Here is an 18,981-nt window from a genome sequence, read left to right as displayed (position 1 = left end):
GGCATAAATGGGGAATACACCGCCGGTCGGCCGCAAGGTCACCTTGAGCGATATTGCCGCGGGCTGCGACGTCTCGCGCGCCACCGTGTCGCTTGTCCTACGGGGCAGCCCGCTGGTCAACAAGCACACCCGAGCGCGCGTGGAGGAAGAGCTCCGGCGCCAGGGCTACGTCTACAACCGTGCCGCGGCCAACCTGCGGCGGCGTACGTCCTCGAGCATCGCACTGGTGCTCAACGACCTGGCCAACCCGTTCTTCGCTGAATTCGCGGCGGGCGTCGACGAAATTCTCGGCGACACCGGCTTTGTGACCCTGCTCGGCAGTACGGGCGAGTCGACCGAGCGTGAACTGGCCGTGCTCGGCTCGCTGATGGAGCACGGCCCGGCCGGCATCATTCTCTCGCCGGCCGAAGGCAGTGACGCGCAGCGGATTCTTTCCGCGGTGGGTTCGCAGATACCGTTGCTGTTGTTCAACCGCGAAGTGAGCGGCGATCTGGCCGCGTGCGATCACTGGGATCGTCTGTTTCTTGACAACCAACGTGGCGCGCGGCTTGCCACCGAACACCTCATCGCGCAGGGACACACGCGTATCGCGTTCTACGGCGGTCACTTGGGCTCCAGTTCGTGCCGCCAGCGCCGCGCCGGCTACACCGAGGCCATGCAGTCAGCCGGGTTGTCGGCGGACGCGAACGTGATGGTGGAATGCGTTCCCAATCGCCTGGATGCGGTGGCGCAGTGCGAGCAACTGTTCAAAGGCAAATCAGCGCCCACCGCAGCCGTCTGCTACAACGACGCGGTCGCGCTGGGGCTGATGCTTGGCCTGCATCAACGCGGCTTGCAGCCCGGTACGGATTTCGCCCTCACCGGCTTCGACGACATCGCCGAAGCCGCGGTCAGTGCGCCACCGCTGACCACGCTGGCGGTGACACCGCGTGATCGCGGCCGGCAAGCGGCGGAACTGATTCTGGAGCGCGTGCGCGATCCGTCGCCGCCGCCACGCCAGACCATCGCTCCCGTGCACTTGCTCGTGCGCGACAGCAGTTGCCCGCCTCACGCTTGATCCACGGGATTTAATCATGGCTTTTACCGCACCTACTTCGCCGTCTCCTGCTCTGTCGACGGACGTCGGCGATACCCGCTACACGTATTTTCCGCTTGCGCTCAGCGTGATTACCGCGGTGTTTTTCATGTGGGGTTTTCTCACATGCCTCAATGACATTCTGATTCCGCATCTGAAAGCAGTGTTCGAGTTGAACTACGCGCAGGCGATGCTGGTGCAATTCACCTTCTTCGGCGCGTACTTTCTGATGTCGCTGCCCGCGGGCCGGCTGGTTGCACACCTGGGCTACAAGAAAAGCATCGTGACCGGCCTGGTGATTGCCGGCATCGGTGCGATGGGCTTCTGGCCCGCGGCAGGTTTGCGTCTTTATCCCGCATTTCTTGGCGCATTGTTCGTGCTGGCTACAGGCATCACCGTGCTACAGGTGGCGGCCAACCCTTATGTAGCGCTATTGGGGCCTGAGAAAACCAGTTCCAGCCGCCTCACGCTTGCGCAGGCACTCAATTCGTTTGGCACCTTCCTGGCACCATGGTTCGGCAGCTTGCTGATTCTCTCCACGCAGGTGAAGAGCGCCACGGAAATCGCCGGCTTGTCCGCGACACAGCAGGCGCTTTACCGCACCCAGGAAGCGCAATCGGTGCAGACGCCTTATATCGGCCTGGCCGTGGTGTTGATACTGCTGGCGGTGTTCGTGTGGATATTCCGCCTGCCTCCGCTGGAGGAAAGCACCGAGAAGGCCGACACCGGCCATCACAGCCTGCTCGATGCGCTGCGCTATCGGCATGTCTTGTTCGGCGTGCTGGGCATCTTCTTCTACGTGGGTGCGGAAGTATCGATCGGCAGCTTCATGGTGAATTACCTGTCCGAGCCACAGATCGGCCACATGAGCGAGCAGCAAGCTGCCCATTACGTATCGTTCTATTGGCTGGGCGCCATGTTTGGGCGCTTCCTTGGTTCGTGGCTGCTGGCAATGCTGTCGCCGCGCAAGCTGCTGGCTGGTTTCTCCGTGATCAACATCCTTTTGCTGCTGGTCACCATGTCGACCAGCGGCATGTTCGCCGTGTACAGCATCGTGGTGATCGGTTTGTTCAACTCGATCATGTTTCCCACCATTTTCTCACTCGGTATCGAACGCATGGGTCCGCTGACGGGCAAGGCATCGAGCCTTTTGATCATGGCCATCGTGGGTGGCGCGCTGGTGCCGTGGCTGCAGGGACTGTTGGCGGACAACGTCGGCATCCAGCATGCATTCGTGCTACCGCTGCTGTGCTATGCGTACATCGTGTTCTATGGCTTGCGCGGTTCGGTGATTAACAAGGCACCTGTTGCCTCCCAGTGATGCGCGCCCTCGCGGGTAGGCCGGGAGAGATGCAACGCTCCTGGCACGGCACGCATCCACATCGATAACAACTGTTTTCCCTTTATTTTCGGTTCGGGGTTCTTGATGAAACGTTCCATCCTCTGCTTCGGCGAGGCTTTGATCGACATGCACGGCGAAGGCAGCGACGGCCACGGCTTTGCGCGGCATTTCGTTCCTTACGCCGGCGGCGCGCCGGCCAATGTGGCCGTTGCACTGGCCAAGCTCGGCAATCATGTGCGTTTTGCCGGCATGCTGGGCCTCGACCGTTTCGGCGACTTCCTGCTGCACAGCCTGCAGCAGGCAGGCGTGGATACGGTCGACGTCGTGCGTACCGGCGAGGCGAACACGGCGCTTGCGTTCGTCACATTGGATGGTCGCGGCGAACGCAGTTTTGCGTTCTACCGGCCACCTTCGGCGGACCTGCTGTTCCGTGCCGAACATTTCCGCCCGCAGGCCTTCAACGATACGGCAGTCTTTCACGCCTGCTCCAACAGCATGACCGATACGGATCTGGCCGAGGTCACGCTGATCGCCATGCGTCGCGCGCGGGACGCCGGCACGTTGGTCAGTTTCGACCTCAACCTGCGCCCCGCGCTATGGCCGCGCCATGTGGAGCCTCGCCCGCACGTATGGCCTGCATTGCTGTTGGCCGATGTGGTGAAGCTCAGCGCCGAAGAATTCGACTGGCTGGCGAACGAAGGCGAGGAGGTATTCCTCGAGCGTCTTTGGAGCGGCAACGCACGTTTGCTGATCGTCACCGATGGCCCGCAGCCTTTGCGCTGGTTCCATCCGGACGTGCAAGGCGAACTGCCATGCTATGACGTTCCGATGGTCGACAGCACCGGTGCAGGCGACGCGTTCGTCGGCGGCCTGCTGCATCAACTTGCCGAGCAAGGCATCACCGCATCCAACCTCGATGCCTGGGTCGCCACGCTGCCGCGCCTGCACGCGGCACTGCGTTATGCCAGCGCCTGCGGCGCGGTGGCGGTGACACGGCACGGTTCGTTCGCCTCCATGCCGCGTCCGGACGAAGTGGAACAATTCATGGAGACTTACGCATGACCACGCCGGCTCAACCGGATTTCCGTTCTGAAACATTTTTGCGCGGACACATCGCGCAGACGATGGCGTTCTACCATCCACGCGCTATCGATCCTGCCGGTGGCTTCTTCCACTACTTCCGCGACGACGGCACCGTCTACGACGCCAGCCACCGTCACCTGGTGAGCAGCACGCGCTTCGTCTTCAATTACGCCATGGCGGCGATCGAATTCGGCAAGCCCGAATACGTCGATGCCGTGCATCACGGCCTGCGCTATCTGCGCGAGGTGCATCGGAACCCGGCTACCGGCGGTTATGCGTGGACGATCCGCGACGGCAAACCGGAAGACCGTACCAATCATTGCTACGGTCTCGCCTTCGTGTTGCTCGCCTATTCCACCGCGTTGAAAGCAGGCATCAAGGAAGCCGCTGCGTGGATGGATGAAACCTGGCAATTGCTGGAGCGTTATTTCTGGGATGCCCAGGCCAGCCTGTATCGCGACGAAGCCGATGAGCATTGGCAGTTCAGCACCTACCGTGGCCAAAACGCCAATATGCACATGTGCGAGGCGATGCTCGCCGCGTACCAGGCCAGCGACGAGCCGCGCTATCTCGATCGCGCATTGACGCTCGCGCGCACCATGACACAACGCCAGGCGAAGCTTGCCGATGGGCTGGTCTGGGAGCATTACCATACCGACTGGACCATCGACTGGGATTACCATCGCGACGATCCCAAGCACCTGTTCCGTCCCTGGGGCTTCCAGCCGGGTCATCAGACCGAATGGGCGAAGCTGCTGATGATCCTCGAACCGCTGCTGCACGAACGCGGTCTTGAGGAAGCATGGATTCTGCCTACCGCACAGCATCTGTTCGATACCGCACTGAGCCGTTCGTGGGATACCGTCAACGATGGCATGTGCTACGGCTTCGCGCCTGACGGTAGCATTTGCGACGGCGACAAATATTTCTGGGTGCAGGCCGAATCGCTGGCCGCCGCGGCGTTGCTTTACGCACACACCGGCCATGCAAGCTACGACGCGTGGTACGAGAAATTGTGGGCCTACGCGTGGGAGCATTTCATCGACCACACCTACGGCGCGTGGTATCGCATCCTCACCCAGGACAATCGCAAATACAGCGATGAAAAGAGCCCCGCAGGCAAGGTGGACTATCACACCATGGGCGCCTGCTACGAGGTCCTGGCCTTGATCCGCAGTGGCGGCAAGCCCTGACGCCTGGTGACGCACCTGGCCACCAAGGCTGCAACGGTCTTCGTGGTCATGGTGCCAGCGGCGTACGTATCGCACGCGAAAAATCATCATCCGGCCCGGTGGCGCGCGCTCGCGCGGTGATGTCGCCCCGGGCAATCAGCTCACTGAGCGGATAACGTCGGTCCAGCGCACCGACTTCGTACAGGTAACTGGGCAGATAGGCCGTAAGCAGCAATCGATAGTCGTAGGCCAATCCGGGATCGATTTCCTTGGCCATGTCGTACACGATGGTCACGCAGTTGGACGTCACAGTGTTGTAGTACGCAGGCGTTGCCGCCAGCTCGTTGGCTTCATGCATGTAGGCAAGAAGCAGCGCGCGCATGGCTGATTTACTCATCCGCAAACGAAACAGGTGATCGTTTTCCATCCGCACATTGGTGCGGACGCGAATCAGATCCCGCTCGTCGGCGGCCACGATCGTGCGCTCGAAATGCTTGAAAAAGCCGCCGATGGACGAAAACGCCTGATTACGCCGACGGCGCACTTCCACCGAAAACACCAGATGAGAACCATGGTCGAAGCCGAACGATAGCAAGGCATGCACGATACCCGGCATGCCCCACGAGGAAAGAATCAGATCGGCGCTGATGAGGCGAGCGAGATCATAACGACGCGTTTCCCAATGGATGTCATAGTCGTCTTTGGAGCGCCACCGGAAATTGCGCACGTTGTAGAGCGTGACGAGCTTGCCTTCGACTTCGCCGGCAAGCGAACGCGCAACGTCATCCGCCCAATCACGATGATTTGACGGCATGATCGTGCGCCACCACGACAACAGCGCGATGAAAGCCAGTGCATACACGCCAAAGGCCACGCCGCTGCGGTGTACCGTTCCGATGATGAGCAGCGAAAACACGAAGAGCGCCCATGCCAGCGCCGACAAGCACCGCCCCACAATCCGGCCGGGAAACTGGTACCACAACGCCAGAGTGGCCCAGCCACCCGATAACAAGACGCCCATAATAAGCAGCACCCATAGGGCCCATCGCACCAACATCGTCACCTCCCGCACCGGCGCATGGATGATAGAACGGCAAGAACCCCCCATCCTGCGGCCGACAAACCCTGCTCCATAGAAAGACTCGCGCTGTAAGCAAACTTCTTTTTTCGCCAAAGCCCTGCCCGCTCACGTCCGCCCCGGGCTGTATCGATTGCGGCGACTGCAAATGAAAAATCATTAAAGTCAGTCGACAGTTTCGTAATTGTTTGTCAGCACTCTGTCCTATTCACTAGGCAAGCACCGAAGACCGGATATCGGGGCCCGCTTTACTTAACGCTTTTGCGGGGTCCGGCTTCTGAAGCGAAATAAAAACAGGTACCCCCTGGCGCACGCCAGCGGTGGCCTCGCACACAATGGGGAGTGACAAATAATGAAGGGTAGGATGCAAATTTCGCGTTTGCAGGAGGGGGTGTATCCGCCTTCCGGCATGGGGCTTTACAGCCGTCGACTGCCAGCCGCCGTCGCCTTGGGCCTGGCGCTGATGTATACGCCAACCATGACGCTGGCCCAGAGCGCCAATCAGGGACCCAGCACCGCGGCAACCGCGCCAGCGTCGGCCAGTGCAGCCACCGATGCCGGCAAGAAGAAAAAAGCCGACGAGCAGAAACAGATTCAGGATATGGCCGGCGTTACCGTGACCGGCATCCGTGCCAGCCTTGAATCGTCGCAGTCGCTCAAGCAGAACGCCAGCCAGATCGTCGATTCGGTCACCGCCACCGACATCACCGCCATGCCCGACCGCAGCGTGACCGAAACGCTGCAGCGCATCAGCGGTGTCACGGTCGATCACTACCTGGCCGATGACGACCCGGATCATCCGTCCGCCGAAGGTAGCGGCGTACTGATCCGTGGCCTTCCCTACGTGGCCAGCCTGCTCAACGGCGCCGAAAGCTTCTCGGCCAACAATGGTCGCGCGCTGAGCTTCGAGGACGTACCTGCCGAGCTGATGCAAGGCGTGGACGTCTACAAAAATCCGTCGGCGGAACTCATCGAAGGCGGCATCGGCGGCACGGTGGATCTGCGTACGCGCATGCCCTTCGACGCGCCCGGCCAGGTGGCCGCTTTCTCGACAGGCGTCAATGAAGGCGACACGTCCAAGAAGAGCAAGCCATCCGCATCGTTCCTGTACAGCAATCGCTGGAAGACCGAAAACCTCGGGGAATTCGGCGCGTTGTTCGATGTGTCCTACTCCGAACTGGCCTCGCGCACCGACGGCATCCAGGTCAACCCTTACGTGCTTGAACCGCAAAACAATCTTGGCAACTGTCCGTGTGAGCCCACCTCGTCCACCGGCAACGTGGCCATTCCGGGCGATATCAATTACTACGAAATGGACATGCAACGCAGGCGCACCGGTATTTACGCTGCCTTCCAGTGGCGCCCGACCAATAATCTGGAATTCGACTCGCGCTTCTTCCGTTCCACCTACAACCTTCAGTGGCAGGAGCATGAAGTCCAGACCAACGAGGGCAATTACTACAACATGATCCCGGTGCCGGGTACGTCGTTCGACTACGACAACGGCGTCTACGAGAACGGCGACATGGTGTCCGGTTCGTGGCAAGGAGGCGGCACGGGGCCTGCCAAGGCAACGCTGAACACGGGCTACCCGCCGATCGGCGGTCCGAATTACTACGCCCTCACGCGCGAGCAAACGCAGTTCGTCCGCACCACCGACTGGTCCAACACGTTCAAATACAACCTCACCGACAACATGATCTGGTCGGGCGAAGTACAACTCGTCAAATCCACCGCCAATGAAGTCGACTTCACGGTGTACGACCAGTTCTTCATGCCGCCTGCCGATGTAAACATGAACAGCGGCATCCCCAGCCTCACGCTGCTGAACAATACGAAATACGCCTACACCCCCTCGAACACCAGCAACCCCAACAGCCTGACCAACTACGCCAATTACTACCTGGGCGCGGCGCTGGACCACCTCGAGTACGACTACGCCATGATGCGCACCGTGCGCACCGATCTTGAATACAACTTCGATAACAGCAACTGGCTGCAGTACTTCCGTGTGGGCGTCCGTTTCACCAACCACGACACGTACAGCAACAACAACAGCAGCAGCTACAACTGGGGCCCCATCAGCCAGGACTGGGAAAGCGGCTACACCGGTCCCTCCTCACTGGACTGGACCAACAACGTTCCGGCGTGGATGAATCAGCAGTTCTCCTTCAGCGATTTCTTCCGTGGCCAGACCAAGCTGCCCAGCACGCTGGTGTTCCCCAGCATGGCGCTGGTGGGCAATTACTATGGCGCGATTTCTGCGTTGCGTGCGCTTGAGATGTCCGGCGGGGCGGGCGGATGGTGTCCGCAGATTTTCAGTGAGAGCGCAGGCGATGCATGTAACCCGGCCTCAGGCATGAGCGCCGACTATATGCACGAAGCGACCCAGGCCGCCTACGCCTCGCTGTACTTCGGCAACGACACGGCGCTGGGCATTCCCTTCGATGGCAACATCGGCGTGCGCTTCGTCCATACCAGCGTGAACGCGAACGGCTCCGTCACCTACCCCTCGTCGGACGCCATCCAGAATTCCGCGGGTATCACGCCCAGCGAGCGGGCTCTGTTCAACGGCGCCACGACACCGATCAACGGCGCGTATGACTACCACAACGTGCTGCCCAGCCTTAACCTGCGCTTCAAGCTGACTGACGACCTGCAGCTGCGTTTGGCCGCGTCCAAGGCGATAACCCGCCCGACCATCAGCCAGCTCAACTCGTACATGGTCATCGGCACATCGTGGAGTTCGCCCGGACCGGGGCAACAAGCACAGCTTGCCGGCTTCACCGCCACCACCGGCGGCAATCCGGACTTGAAACCGATGGAAGCCAACCAGTTCGACGCTGCGCTGGAGTGGTACTTCGCTCCCACCAGCGAGCTGTACACCACGCTGTTCAAGAAGAACATCTCCAACTACACCACCACCGAGGTCCATACCCAGACCATCGACGGTGTGCCGGTCGCCGTGAGCGGCCCCACCAACGCAGGCACCGGCACCGTCAAGGGTGCCGAAGCGGGCTATTCGCAGTTCTTTGACTTCCTGCCGGGCCCCTTGAAGGGTCTGGGCGTGCAAGCCAACTACACCTTCCTTGAGAGCAGCAAGATCTACGGCACCAACTCATGCGACCCGAACCACGGCAACGGCTCGTGCTCGACCGGCGACATCGTCACCAACCCGGGCCTGCCGATGCAGGGCTTGTCGCCGCACAACTACAACATCACCGGCATGTATGAATACGGTGACTGGTCGGCGCGCCTGGCGTGGTCGTGGCGCAGTCGCTATCTGATCACGCCGGTCGACTCAGGCGACACCTACCTGCCAATGTGGAACGCCGCTTCGGGCCAGCTCGACGCGTCGATCTTCTATCACATCAACAAGAGCATGCAGGTGGGTCTGCAGATGAACAACCTCACCAACACCGTGCAGAAGGTGCTGATGGGACCGACCACCTACATCAACGGCTATGTAGACTGGAACCTGTACACCCGCGCACTGTTCATGACCGACCGCCGTTACGAACTCGTGTTCCGCGCGAGCTTCTAATCAAGACCCGGACAGGCAAGCCGCTGGATGCTTGCCTGTCTATCGATGCTCGCTGGCGCACATGTGCGTGCCAATGGCAGCACCGCTACCTGCTTGCGACCATTGGCGGTCAAAGACGTTCTGTCGAGAACCGAACGTTCCAGTACGACACTGCGATCTAACTGTTGCCATCAAACCTGGAAAGCGGCGCCGAGATCAGGCAGTGGCTGCTCGGGCTGCGTTCGCCCGCTGGAGCGCAGTTGTTCCAGATATTGCTTGGGCGTGCAGTTGAACTCGCGCCGAAACACCGCGTACATGTATTGCAGCGAGATAAATCCGCTACGCACGGCGACGTCCGAGAGCGATATTTCCGGATCGGCCAACATTCGCCGCGCCGTCTCCAACTTATGCTCCAGGATCACCTGGTGCACGGATTTTTTCAGCTCGCGCTTGAAGTGCTCACCCAGCAACGTACGTGAAACACCCACGTAGCTGGATACCTGCTCGGTCTTGATCCCCATGCACGCGTACTGGCGAATGTAATGAAGCGCGCGCATCACATAGGGGCTGCTGATGCAGCGATGCCGACTGCTCGCCTGCACATTGATGCCCGCCGGCGCCACGAGCATGCGGGTGGCGGAGTAATCGCCACCATGCAACATCTGATGCAACAACCGCGCGGCAGTGCGGCCCATTTCCTCTGCACTTTGAATGACGGAGCTCGGGCGTATGTAGCTGAGCGTTTGCACGATGGGATCGTTATCGATACCTACAATGGCCACCTGCTCGGGAACCGGCACATCGGCCACGATGCATGCCTGCAACAGCTGCCGCGCACGCGCATCGGTGGCAGCGATGATGCCGATCGGCTTGGGCAGCGAACGTATCCATTCGACCACTTCGTTCTGCGCTCGATCCCAGCTATCGGCACTGGTCTCTAAGCCGAGATAGACGATGCCTTCCAGTCCGTCCTCGGCGGTCAGATTAAGGAACCACATTTCACGTTCATGCGCCCAGCGATTGCCGGGTGCAGGTGGCTTTCCGAAGAATGCGAAGTGTTGCAGACCGTGCTCGATCAGATGCTGATAAGCCAATTGCACGAGCTTGCGGTTATCGGTCGCCACATAAGGAATGCCAGGCGGATACTGCGACTCATCGGCATACGAACCGCCCACCGCCACGACGGGCATGGACAACATCGACACCGCTTCGGCCACCATCGGGTCGTCGAAGTCAGCGATGATGCCGTCACCGCGCCATTGGCGAATGCCAGCCGTACGGCTGCGGAAGTCCTCTTCCATAAACAGATCCCACTTCACGCGTGTGGACGTGACGTATTGCCCGATACCCGCGATGACCTGCCGGTCGTAGACCTTGTTGGCATTGAATAGCAACGCGATGCGATGAGGCGACATACAACGACCTTTAAGGAAATGGGATAGCGGCGGCTGGATTCCGATCAGGTTGGCAGGACGTTCCGATGATGGTAGAGCGATCCCCGCGCAAGTCCCCTGGTCAGAACATCACGACCGCTTACCACCAAAAGCCAGCCCCCAATATATATTCACTTGGCGCTGCGCGTGACACGTGGATAAGCCAAGGGTATGCGATAAGTGGCCGCCCCTTTGCAATTCAGGTCACACGACAAATTTGTATCGATTTAAATCAGGAATCAGGGCGATAGGCGCGCGCCTGGAGTCAGCAGGATATTGCGATCTTTCGGCGTCCGTGAAGCTTGGGTGAGAAGATGCGTCCGTTGCATTGGAACGCTTTCGCCGGACGCAGGTGGAAAACGAGGAAAACGCCATTGGGCTTTTCTCAGTCATGCTCCGATGACTTGACCGAAGCGTGTATCACAAATAGACGTCTATACGGATGGAAGTCATCTTGCCGCCTTAAACACGGAGGCAATTGAATCCTTCGCTATCGACGGCAGACATTTTGAAATACAAAAAAGCCCCTGAACGGTCAGGGGCTTTATCTTGGCAATCGATTGTTCTATCGCAGCCGTTCTTCAAAACGGGATATCGTCATCGTCAAACTGATTGCCCGTTTCCGGGGGTGGCGGGGACTGGCGCTGCGGCGCATTGCCATAGTCACCGCCGCCTTGCTGGCGCGGGTTGCCCCCACCTTGCTGGCGCTCGCGGTAGCCACCACCGCCACCACCACCGCCTTCACCACCCATGCCGCCGAGCATCTGCAGGTCGCTGGCGACGATGTCGGTGGAGTAGCGCTCCACACCGTCCTTACCGGTGTATTTGTCCGTGCGCAACGAACCCTCGACGTACACCTGGCGGCCTTTCTTGAGGTACTCGCCGGCGATCTCCGCCAGGCGGCCGAACAGTTTCACGCGGTGCCACTCGGTGCGTTCCTGCTTCTGGCCGCTCTGCTTGTCGGTCCATTGTTCGGAGGTGGCCACACTGAGGCTTGCCACCGCGGTACCGCCAGCGGTGTAGCGGACTTCAGGATCCGCGCCAAGGTTTCCGACCAGGATGACTTTATTGATGCCGCGGGCCATGAGATCCTCGAAACGATGCCTTAATCAGGGCTGGTCGGGCATGCTAGCACAGGGCCAGGACGTACATCTGGCGGGCTTTTCGCCGAGCGGCTGTCGGCATGGGGTGAAAATCCGCTCGGATCACACGTAATGCAGGCATCACCTCTATAATCGGGGTTCTATGTCCAACCCCACCCGCATGAACACTTCCGTCCTCCAGACCGTCGATCCCGCGCGCGACTTCGCCGGGGTACGTGCCCTCGCCGAAGGCGACATGCAGCGTATCGACGCCCTGGTCCGGCAGCGGCTGGCGTCGGACGTGGTGCTCATCAACCAGATCGCCGACCACATCATCGCCGGGGGCGGCAAGCGCCTGCGTCCGATGCTGCACGCCCTCGCCGCACGCACGGCCGGCTACGCGGGCGACAAGCACATCAAGCTGGCGGCGGTGATCGAGTTCATTCATACCTCCACGCTGCTGCATGACGACGTGGTGGACGAGTCGGACCTGCGCCGCGGCCGCAAGACCGCGAACGCGCTGTGGGGCAATGCGGCCAGCGTGCTGGTGGGCGATTTCCTCTATTCGCGCTCGTTCCAGTTGATGGTAGAGCTGGACGACATGCGCATCATGCGCATCCTGGCCGACACCACCAACACCATCGCCGAGGGCGAGGTGCTGCAGCTGCTGAACATCGGCAATGCCGATGTGGACGAGGCGGCCTATCTGGCCGTCATCGAACGCAAGACCGCCGTTCTGTTCGCTGCCGCCACCCAGCTCGGCGGACTGCTTGGCGGCCTGCCGGACGCCCAAGTGGCCGCGCTGCGCCGCTACGGCATGCAGCTGGGCTACGCCTTCCAGATCGCCGATGACCTGCTCGACTACATCAGCGATGCACGCACTCTGGGCAAAAACATCGGCGACGACCTCGCCGAAGGTAAGCCGACGCTACCGCTGATCTATGCGTTGCAGCGCGTAAGCGCCGAACAAGCGAACGAAATGCGTCATGCCATCGAGCATGGCGGACTGGGTTCACTCGACCACATCATCAACGCCATTCGCGAATCGGGCGCACTTGAGCGCACGCGCGAATGTGCACTCAGGCATGCTCGCGCCGCCCGAGAAGCCCTGGTATCGCTGCCGGCGTCGCCTTATCGCGATGCACTGGCGGCGCTGGCGGATTATTCCGTGCAGCGCACGTTCTGACTTGTCGCGAGTTTCTTGCTAAGTATGCATAAAAAAAACCCCGTGGTTTCACCCGGGGCTTTTTTAGGACCGATGTCCATCCTCAACCCTTGCCGGGCGTTTCCGGCGGAACGTTCAGGCGATACTCGATGCGCTTGAGGATATGCGACTTGATGGACACCAGCAGGTATTCGTTTTCCACGCCGTGAACCCACTCATAGCCGCCCAACGGCTTGTCCAGGTGGTAATGGTGATAGTTCTGGATGACATTGCTATCGGCCATGTATTGATCCGGCACAGGACGACCCGTGTGATACATCATCTCGCCGGCATGGCTGGCCGTTTCCGGAAATGCCTGCACACCGCCGACAAAAGCCATTGCGATCAAGCCGCTCAACAGGGCTTTGGAACACGTCTTCATACATGTCTCCCTCATCCACGCCGCGACTGTTTCCATACGGTTAGGCGCAGGGCATGACGTGCCGAAAAATCCCGGCTTACATCGCCATGCGATTTTTCCCCATCCGTACACACCGATCCGCTTATGAGGCCGGCCCGGTCAGGGTACGCCGTTGAATGCCGCGTGCAACCAATCGTGCATCAATCGATAGCTGCGCGCAGCCGCACGTGCATCGTACTTGCAGCCCGGCGAGTTCTCTTCGGTCTCGGTAAAGCAATGAACCGCGTTGCCGAGCACCACGAATTGCCAATCGGCCGAACTGGAGCGCATTTCGTCCATGAATTTGTCGGCATCGGGCATGGTGCCCTTGTCGTCGGCGCCATTCATGGCCAGCACGCGCGCCTTGATGTTCTTGGCAAGCGCTGGATTGTCCGTAGACAAGCCGCCATGGAAGGACACCACTGCCGCAACATCGGCACCGCTGCGGGCCAGATCGAGCACGGCAGTGCCGCCGAAGCAGAAGCCGATTGCCGCAAGTTTGCCGCTATCGATCGGTGCACTCGACGCCTGCGCCTTCAACTGTGCGAGCGCCTCAACGATGCGCTTGCGCATCAGCGCGCGATTGGCATACAGCGGCGCCGTGGCGGCTTTCGCCTGATCCGCATGACCCGGTTGCGGCCTGACGTTTTCGCCGTACATGTCGGTGAGCAGGATCACGTAATCCTTGCCCGCGATCATGTCGGCCTTCTTGATCGCCGTGTCGTTCAGGCCGTACCAGTTCGGCACCATGACCAGGCCAGGACGCTTGACATGGCTGGCATCGTCGTAGACCAGCACGCTTTTGAAATGGGTGCCATCCAGCGTCCACTCCACCGGACGATGCACCATCTTGGCCTGAGCGGCAAAGCTCAGGCAGGCGAGCAAAGCAAAGCAACCGACTCGAATGAAACGCATACACGATTCCTCGGTTTGTGAAGGGCAAGCAAAACTCGATCAACGCGTCGAGCGACGCGGCTAGAAACCGGCAGCATGCGCAGCAAGGCGACGCTTCAGCGGCAGCAGACGATCAACGATACGAACACCTAAACCACGCGCTGCCACCCACGGCGGGCCCTGCCATGCATAGATGCGCGCAAGCGCGTCGAAACCGTATGCATCGAGCGTGTCTTCGCTGCGCCGACGACGCGCATAACGACGCAATACCGATGGCAGGCCGATATCGCTGCCCGCATCGCGGGCAGCGACCAAGGTGTCGCGCAACTCGGCTACATCGCGCAACCCAAGATTCACGCCCTGCCCGGCCAGCGGGTGCACCACGTGCGCAGCGTCGCCAAGCAACACGAAACGCTCGGCGTGATACGTATTGGCAAGCTGGAGTTTCAATGGAAAAGCCGCGCGCCGCGTGGCGCCGGTGATGCGCCCGAGCCGAAAATCGCTTGCGATACCCAGTTCTGCGCGAAACGCCTCGTCATCGAGCGAAAGCACGCGTTGCGCCTCCTGCTCGGGCAGCGACCAGACGATGGAACTGCGTCCGTCGGCCAGCGGCAACAGCGCGAGCGGCCCGGTCGGCAGAAAACGCTGCCAGCAGGTGTGCGCATGCGGGCGCTCCGTGGACACGTGCGCGACCACCGCGCGTTGCGTGTAATCGCGGCCGCGCGTGGTGATACCGGCGCGCTCGCGCAGCGGGGACGTGGCGCCATCGGCGGCGACCAGCAGACGCACCGTTACACTTTCGTCATCGGCCAATGCCAGTGCGACACGATCAGCACGCGTTTCGAAGTCTTTGACAGTCGCTGGGCACAGACGCTGCACGCCGGCCGCTTCCAGCGCCTGCCAAAGCGTCCATTGCACGAGGTTGTTTTCCGCGATGTAGCCCAGTTGATCGCGGCCGTCATCGGCGGCGTTGAAATCGATGGCAGCGCCGTTCTGCGCATCCCACACGCACATATGCGCATAAGGGCACGCGCGCGCATCGCGAATGGACGTCCAGACATCCAGCTCGTCCAATAACCTGATCGAAGAAGGCGCGAGGCCGACCACGCGCAGATCGACATCATCCTCCGGCTGCCAGGGAGACGGTGGCCGTGCTTCCAGCAAGGCGGTGCTGAAGCCGGCGCGACTGAGCGCGAGTGCGGCCGCCGCCCCCACCATGCCGCCGCCGACCACGGCGATATCCAGCGCCGGTGCACGGCGTTGCGTCGCGGGGATGCTCCTCACGGCACACGCTCCAATACGGCATGCGGAGGTTCACCACGAAAGCCCATGCCGCGGCGAGCCAAGACCCGTTGCAACGGAGGCACGCGGTCATAGGCCAGCAGGGCGAGCGAACGAAAGGGTGCCAGCCACGCTTGCGGCATACAGGCGAAACGCACCAGGTCGTGGCTCATGGCCATGGTGCCTTCGCGATCCGGCGCGCGGCGCGCGGCGTAGCGTTCCAGCAGCGGATGCGACCCCGGATCGGCGGCCTGCGCAACCAGTTCGGCAAGCGTCAGGGCATCGCGCAAACCCAGGTTGAAACCCTGCGCGCCGATGGGATGCACCGTCTGCGCGGCATTCCCCACCAGTACGGCACGGTGCGCGATCAGGTTGCGCGCAGCGACCCGCCGGATGGCATAGGGATGGCGCTTGCCAGGACGACTCAACCGCCCCAGGCGCCAGCCGAAGCGGTGTTGCGCCAGCGCAATGAATTCGGCGTCGTTCATGGCCGCCACATCGGACGCCATGTCTGAGGCGACGGTGAGCACCATTCCGCAGCGGCGCTCCGCCAATGGCAGCATGGCGATGGGGCCTTCGTCGGAAAAGCGCTCCCACGCGCGGTTCGCCGGGTCCCGCTCCGGTGTAACGGTGCAGACGAAGAGCGTCTGCTGGTAGTCATGCACCTCGGCCCCGATACCTAATTGGGCACGCACGAAGGATTCGGTGCCGTCCGCCCCAACCAGCAAGGCGGCGTCGATGTGCTGCTCACCCTCCTGCGTGGTGATCTGCGCGCGCCAGCCGTCGTCGCATTGGGTAAGGCCGACCAGACTCGCCGGTGCCAGACGCACCAGACGCTGGCAGGCATCCAGTCGGCGCAGCAACGCGCTACCCAGTTCGCGCGCAGGCAAGGTCCAGCCGAGCGCATCAACACCGTGCGTTGCGGCATCCAGGCGAGCGCTACCGAATTCACCCGCGCGACTGACGTGAATATGTCGTATGGGCGTGGCCTGCGCAGCCGCCAGCGGCCACACGCCGATCGCATCCAAACCATTCACGGTGGCGCGGGCCAGCGCAAGGTTGCGCTCGTCGTAACTGGGCTGTGCATCCGCGCGCGGCGCGGCGGCTTCCACCAGGGTGACACGGCACCCGGCGGCATCCAGCGCGATGGCCAAGCTGGCGCCGACCAGCCCACCGCCGACGACCAGCACGTTGCCCTCAGGGCTGAAGGGAGGGGAGAGAGTCATGCGTGGATGATACGCGGTGCGTGTGTCACTCCGCATTCGGCTAAACTGAGCGTCTTCGTTAGGGAGTACTTCATGGCTATGACACAGACCCAGCGCCTTGGCATCTTCGCGGCGCTCGCCCTGGTGATGGCGGCAACGCGCGTGCATCTGTCACTGTTCCACCACGACATTTGGGATGCATCGTGGGGGGTGTTCTTCCTGGCCGGCTTCTGGTTGTCCGGCTCGGGGCGCTGGGCGTTCCCGTTGCTGATGGCCGAGGCGATCGTGGTGGATTACGTAGTGATCACGCACATGGGCATCAGCTTCTGGGATCACTACTGCGTGTCGCTTGGCTATTGGTTCCTGATTCCCGCTTACGGTGCGCTGTGGATCGGCGGAAGCTGGCTGGCCCGGCATCAACGCGGCCTCTCGCTGTCCATGCTGACCTTGACGGTTGCCGTGCTGTTGGTCAGCGAAGCGGCGTGCTACGTGATTTCCAACGGCAGCTTCTATTGGCTGAGCGCGCATGTGCCCTCGCCGAAGACGTTTACCGCCTGGTACGAAAACCTGGGCGACTGGTATTTGCCGTTCCTTCAGACCACGGCGGTCTACGTCGGCCTGGGTGCGGTGCTGCACGTGATGAGCGTGCAGCTTGCCCGCCTGTCGCAGCACAGCGGTCAGGCACAGCACTAATCGGCGGTTCGCAGCGTGGGTAACCGGCTTTCCAAGATTTACACCCGCACAGGTGACGATGGCAGCACCGGCTTGGGCGATGGGTCGCGTGTCGCGAAGGATTCCCCGCGCGTCGGCGCTTACGGCACGGTCGACGAGCTCAACAGCACCATTGGTATGGTGTTGGCCTGCGACGGCGTGGACGAGGCCGTGCGCGAAGCGCTCACCCAGGTGCAGCACGAGCTGTTCGACCTTGGCGGGGAGCTGTGCATTCCGGGCATGGCGATGATCGAAGATGCCGACATAGACCGGCTGGAGCAGGTGCTGGACCGCTTCAACGATCCACTGCCGCCGCTGAAAGACTTCATCCTGCCCGGTGGCGGCATGGCCGCCTCTTGCTGCCATCTGGCGCGCACCGTGTGCCGTCGCGCTGAGCGGGAAGTGATCGCATTAGGGCGTATGGAAGCCGTGCGCCCGCAGGCGCAGCGCTACCTCAACCGGCTATCGGACCTGCTGTTCGTGCTGGGCCGCGTGCTGGCTCGTGGCGGCGGCCACGGCGAAGTGCTCTGGCAGCATGAGCGCCGCCGCAAGCCGGCCGGCTAAGCACGCATGCTGCGGCTTTTCACCCACGCCATCTGCCTGCAGCACGATCCTGGCCAGGGACACGCGGAATGCCCAGCGCGCCTGCGCGCGGTGCTGGAGGCACTGGATCAGGATCGCTTCGCCACGGTGGATCGCGTGGAGGCTCCGCGCGCCACGCGCGCGCAGTTGGAGCGGGTGCATACCCCCGCCCATGTCGAACGGATCCTGGCGATCACACCCCTGGCGCAGACCGTCCGCCTGGACGAGGACACTTTAATGTCCCCAGCCTCCGCCGAGGCGGGCCTGCGCGCGGCGGGTGCGGTGGTCGCTGCCGTGGACGCGGTGATGACCGGCCAAGCCACACGCGCCTTCTGTGCGGTGCGGCCACCCGGCCACCACGCCACCCCCGATACCGCCATGGGTTTCTGCCTGTTCAACAACATCGCAGTCGGCGCCGCGCATGCCTTGGCGGCATATGGCCTCAAGCGGGTGGCAATCGCCGATTTCGATGTACATCACGGCAACGGCACCCAAGACATTTTTGAGCACGAGCCGCGTGTGCTGTTCATTTCCACGCACCAGCAGCCGCTCTATCCCGGTACCGGCAGCGCCGATGAGCATGGCGTTGGCAACATCGTCAACGCGCCGCTTTCGCCGGGCGAGGGTTCTTACGCATTCCGCGAGCTGTGGAACGACGTGTTGCTACCCAAACTGCATGCGTTCAAGCCGCAACTCGTGCTTGTCTCGGCTGGCTTCGACGCCCATCAACGCGATCCGCTGGCCAACCTGCAACTGCAGACCGAGGATTACGCTTGGATCACCGAGCGGCTGGTCGAGGTAGCGCGGGTACATGCCGGCGGAAAGCTCGTTTCCACACTGGAAGGCGGCTATGACCTGCAGGCCCTGGCGAGTAGCGCCAGCGCGCACGTCAGCGCGCTGATGGAATAGGTTCCGC

Annotated in this window: 16 protein-coding genes; 9 read left to right on the top strand and 7 right to left on the bottom strand. The window is 61.6% G+C overall.

Annotated elements, in window-relative coordinates:
• The first annotated feature begins 7 nt into the window (after nucleotides 1-7).
• The 4 genes from DWU98_RS00270 (at nucleotide 8) to DWU98_RS00255 (ending at nucleotide 4,693) form a co-directional block, all read left to right on the top strand.
• Nucleotides 8-1,057 (top strand): LacI family DNA-binding transcriptional regulator, encoded by a 1,050-nt coding sequence (locus DWU98_RS00270; RefSeq protein WP_115493490.1) that lies wholly within the window; start codon nucleotides 8-10, stop codon nucleotides 1,055-1,057.
• A gap of 16 nt (nucleotides 1,058-1,073) precedes the next feature.
• Nucleotides 1,074-2,396: an L-fucose:H+ symporter permease gene (fucP, locus tag DWU98_RS00265; RefSeq protein ID WP_115493489.1), complete on the top strand. Its 1,323-nt coding sequence runs from the start codon at nucleotides 1,074-1,076 to the stop codon at nucleotides 2,394-2,396.
• 105 nt (nucleotides 2,397-2,501) lie between these two features.
• Nucleotides 2,502-3,479 carry a carbohydrate kinase family protein gene (locus tag DWU98_RS00260; protein WP_196239444.1) on the top strand — a complete coding sequence of 326 codons (978 nt, stop codon included), beginning with the start codon at nucleotides 2,502-2,504 and terminating at the stop codon, nucleotides 3,477-3,479.
• Nucleotides 3,476-4,693 carry an AGE family epimerase/isomerase gene (locus DWU98_RS00255; protein WP_115493487.1) on the top strand — a complete coding sequence of 406 codons (1,218 nt, stop codon included), beginning with the start codon at nucleotides 3,476-3,478 and terminating at the stop codon, nucleotides 4,691-4,693. The genes DWU98_RS00260 and DWU98_RS00255 overlap by 4 nt, the downstream gene beginning before the upstream one ends.
• A 46-nt stretch (nucleotides 4,694-4,739) precedes the next feature.
• Here DWU98_RS00255 and DWU98_RS00250 read toward each other — a convergent pair whose 3' ends face one another.
• Nucleotides 4,740-5,729, bottom strand: coding sequence for an Lnb N-terminal periplasmic domain-containing protein (locus DWU98_RS00250; RefSeq protein WP_115493486.1), 990 nt, complete (start codon nucleotides 5,727-5,729; stop codon nucleotides 4,740-4,742).
• A gap of 385 nt (nucleotides 5,730-6,114) precedes the next feature.
• Here DWU98_RS00250 and DWU98_RS00245 point away from each other — a divergent pair, with 385 nt between their 5' ends.
• Nucleotides 6,115-9,294, top strand: coding sequence for a TonB-dependent receptor (locus DWU98_RS00245; protein WP_230474600.1), 3,180 nt, complete (start codon nucleotides 6,115-6,117; stop codon nucleotides 9,292-9,294).
• 170 nt (nucleotides 9,295-9,464) lie between these two features.
• Here DWU98_RS00245 and DWU98_RS00240 read toward each other — a convergent pair whose 3' ends face one another.
• Nucleotides 9,465-10,688, bottom strand: a complete 1,224-nt coding sequence (locus DWU98_RS00240) for a XylR family transcriptional regulator (protein WP_115493485.1) — start codon at nucleotides 10,686-10,688, stop codon at nucleotides 9,465-9,467.
• Nucleotides 10,689-11,287: 599 nt separating this feature from the next.
• Nucleotides 11,288-11,791: a single-stranded DNA-binding protein gene (gene ssb, locus DWU98_RS00235; RefSeq protein ID WP_115493484.1), complete on the bottom strand. Its 504-nt coding sequence runs from the start codon at nucleotides 11,789-11,791 to the stop codon at nucleotides 11,288-11,290.
• 178 nt (nucleotides 11,792-11,969) lie between these two features.
• Here ssb and DWU98_RS00230 point away from each other — a divergent pair, with 178 nt between their 5' ends.
• Nucleotides 11,970-12,974 (top strand): polyprenyl synthetase family protein, encoded by a 1,005-nt coding sequence (locus tag DWU98_RS00230; protein WP_115494105.1) that lies wholly within the window; start codon nucleotides 11,970-11,972, stop codon nucleotides 12,972-12,974.
• Between the two features lie 82 nt (nucleotides 12,975-13,056).
• Here the strand turns inward: DWU98_RS00230 and DWU98_RS00225 are convergent, their stop codons facing one another.
• From DWU98_RS00225 to ubiH, 4 genes are all read right to left on the bottom strand, one after another.
• Nucleotides 13,057-13,374 (bottom strand): RcnB family protein, encoded by a 318-nt coding sequence (locus tag DWU98_RS00225; RefSeq protein WP_158544914.1) that lies wholly within the window; start codon nucleotides 13,372-13,374, stop codon nucleotides 13,057-13,059.
• A gap of 138 nt (nucleotides 13,375-13,512) precedes the next feature.
• The gene (locus DWU98_RS00220) at nucleotides 13,513-14,307 is read right to left on the bottom strand and encodes a dienelactone hydrolase family protein (protein ID WP_115493482.1); all 795 of its coding nucleotides are present in this window, start codon (nucleotides 14,305-14,307) and stop codon (nucleotides 13,513-13,515) included.
• A 60-nt stretch (nucleotides 14,308-14,367) separates the two neighbouring features.
• Nucleotides 14,368-15,570: a UbiH/UbiF/VisC/COQ6 family ubiquinone biosynthesis hydroxylase gene (locus DWU98_RS00215; RefSeq protein ID WP_268990222.1), complete on the bottom strand. Its 1,203-nt coding sequence runs from the start codon at nucleotides 15,568-15,570 to the stop codon at nucleotides 14,368-14,370.
• Nucleotides 15,567-16,793 carry a 2-octaprenyl-6-methoxyphenyl hydroxylase gene (ubiH, locus tag DWU98_RS00210; protein WP_230474599.1) on the bottom strand — a complete coding sequence of 409 codons (1,227 nt, stop codon included), beginning with the start codon at nucleotides 16,791-16,793 and terminating at the stop codon, nucleotides 15,567-15,569. Before ubiH ends, DWU98_RS00215 begins: the two co-directional genes overlap by 4 nt.
• Nucleotides 16,794-16,865: 72 nt before the next feature.
• On the opposite strand from ubiH, the gene DWU98_RS00205 reads away from it, so the two are divergent.
• From DWU98_RS00205 to DWU98_RS00195, 3 genes are read left to right on the top strand one after another with little or no spacing between them, the layout of a single operon-like run.
• The gene (locus DWU98_RS00205; RefSeq protein ID WP_196239443.1) at nucleotides 16,866-17,465 is read left to right on the top strand and encodes a hypothetical protein; all 600 of its coding nucleotides are present in this window, start codon (nucleotides 16,866-16,868) and stop codon (nucleotides 17,463-17,465) included.
• Nucleotides 17,466-17,480: 15 nt separating this feature from the next.
• The gene (locus DWU98_RS00200; RefSeq protein ID WP_115493478.1) at nucleotides 17,481-18,047 is read left to right on the top strand and encodes a cob(I)yrinic acid a,c-diamide adenosyltransferase; all 567 of its coding nucleotides are present in this window, start codon (nucleotides 17,481-17,483) and stop codon (nucleotides 18,045-18,047) included.
• A gap of 6 nt (nucleotides 18,048-18,053) precedes the next feature.
• Nucleotides 18,054-18,974 carry a histone deacetylase family protein gene (locus DWU98_RS00195; RefSeq protein WP_115493477.1) on the top strand — a complete coding sequence of 307 codons (921 nt, stop codon included), beginning with the start codon at nucleotides 18,054-18,056 and terminating at the stop codon, nucleotides 18,972-18,974.
• Nucleotides 18,975-18,981 lie beyond the last annotated feature (7 nt).

Origin of the sequence: Dyella monticola (assembly GCF_003363155.1) — a bacterium.
Taxonomy (GTDB): Bacteria; Pseudomonadota; Gammaproteobacteria; order Xanthomonadales; family Rhodanobacteraceae; genus Dyella_B; species Dyella_B monticola.
The sequence above is the reverse complement of the archived record's forward strand: the minus strand, read 5'-3'. Positions and strand labels throughout refer to the sequence as shown.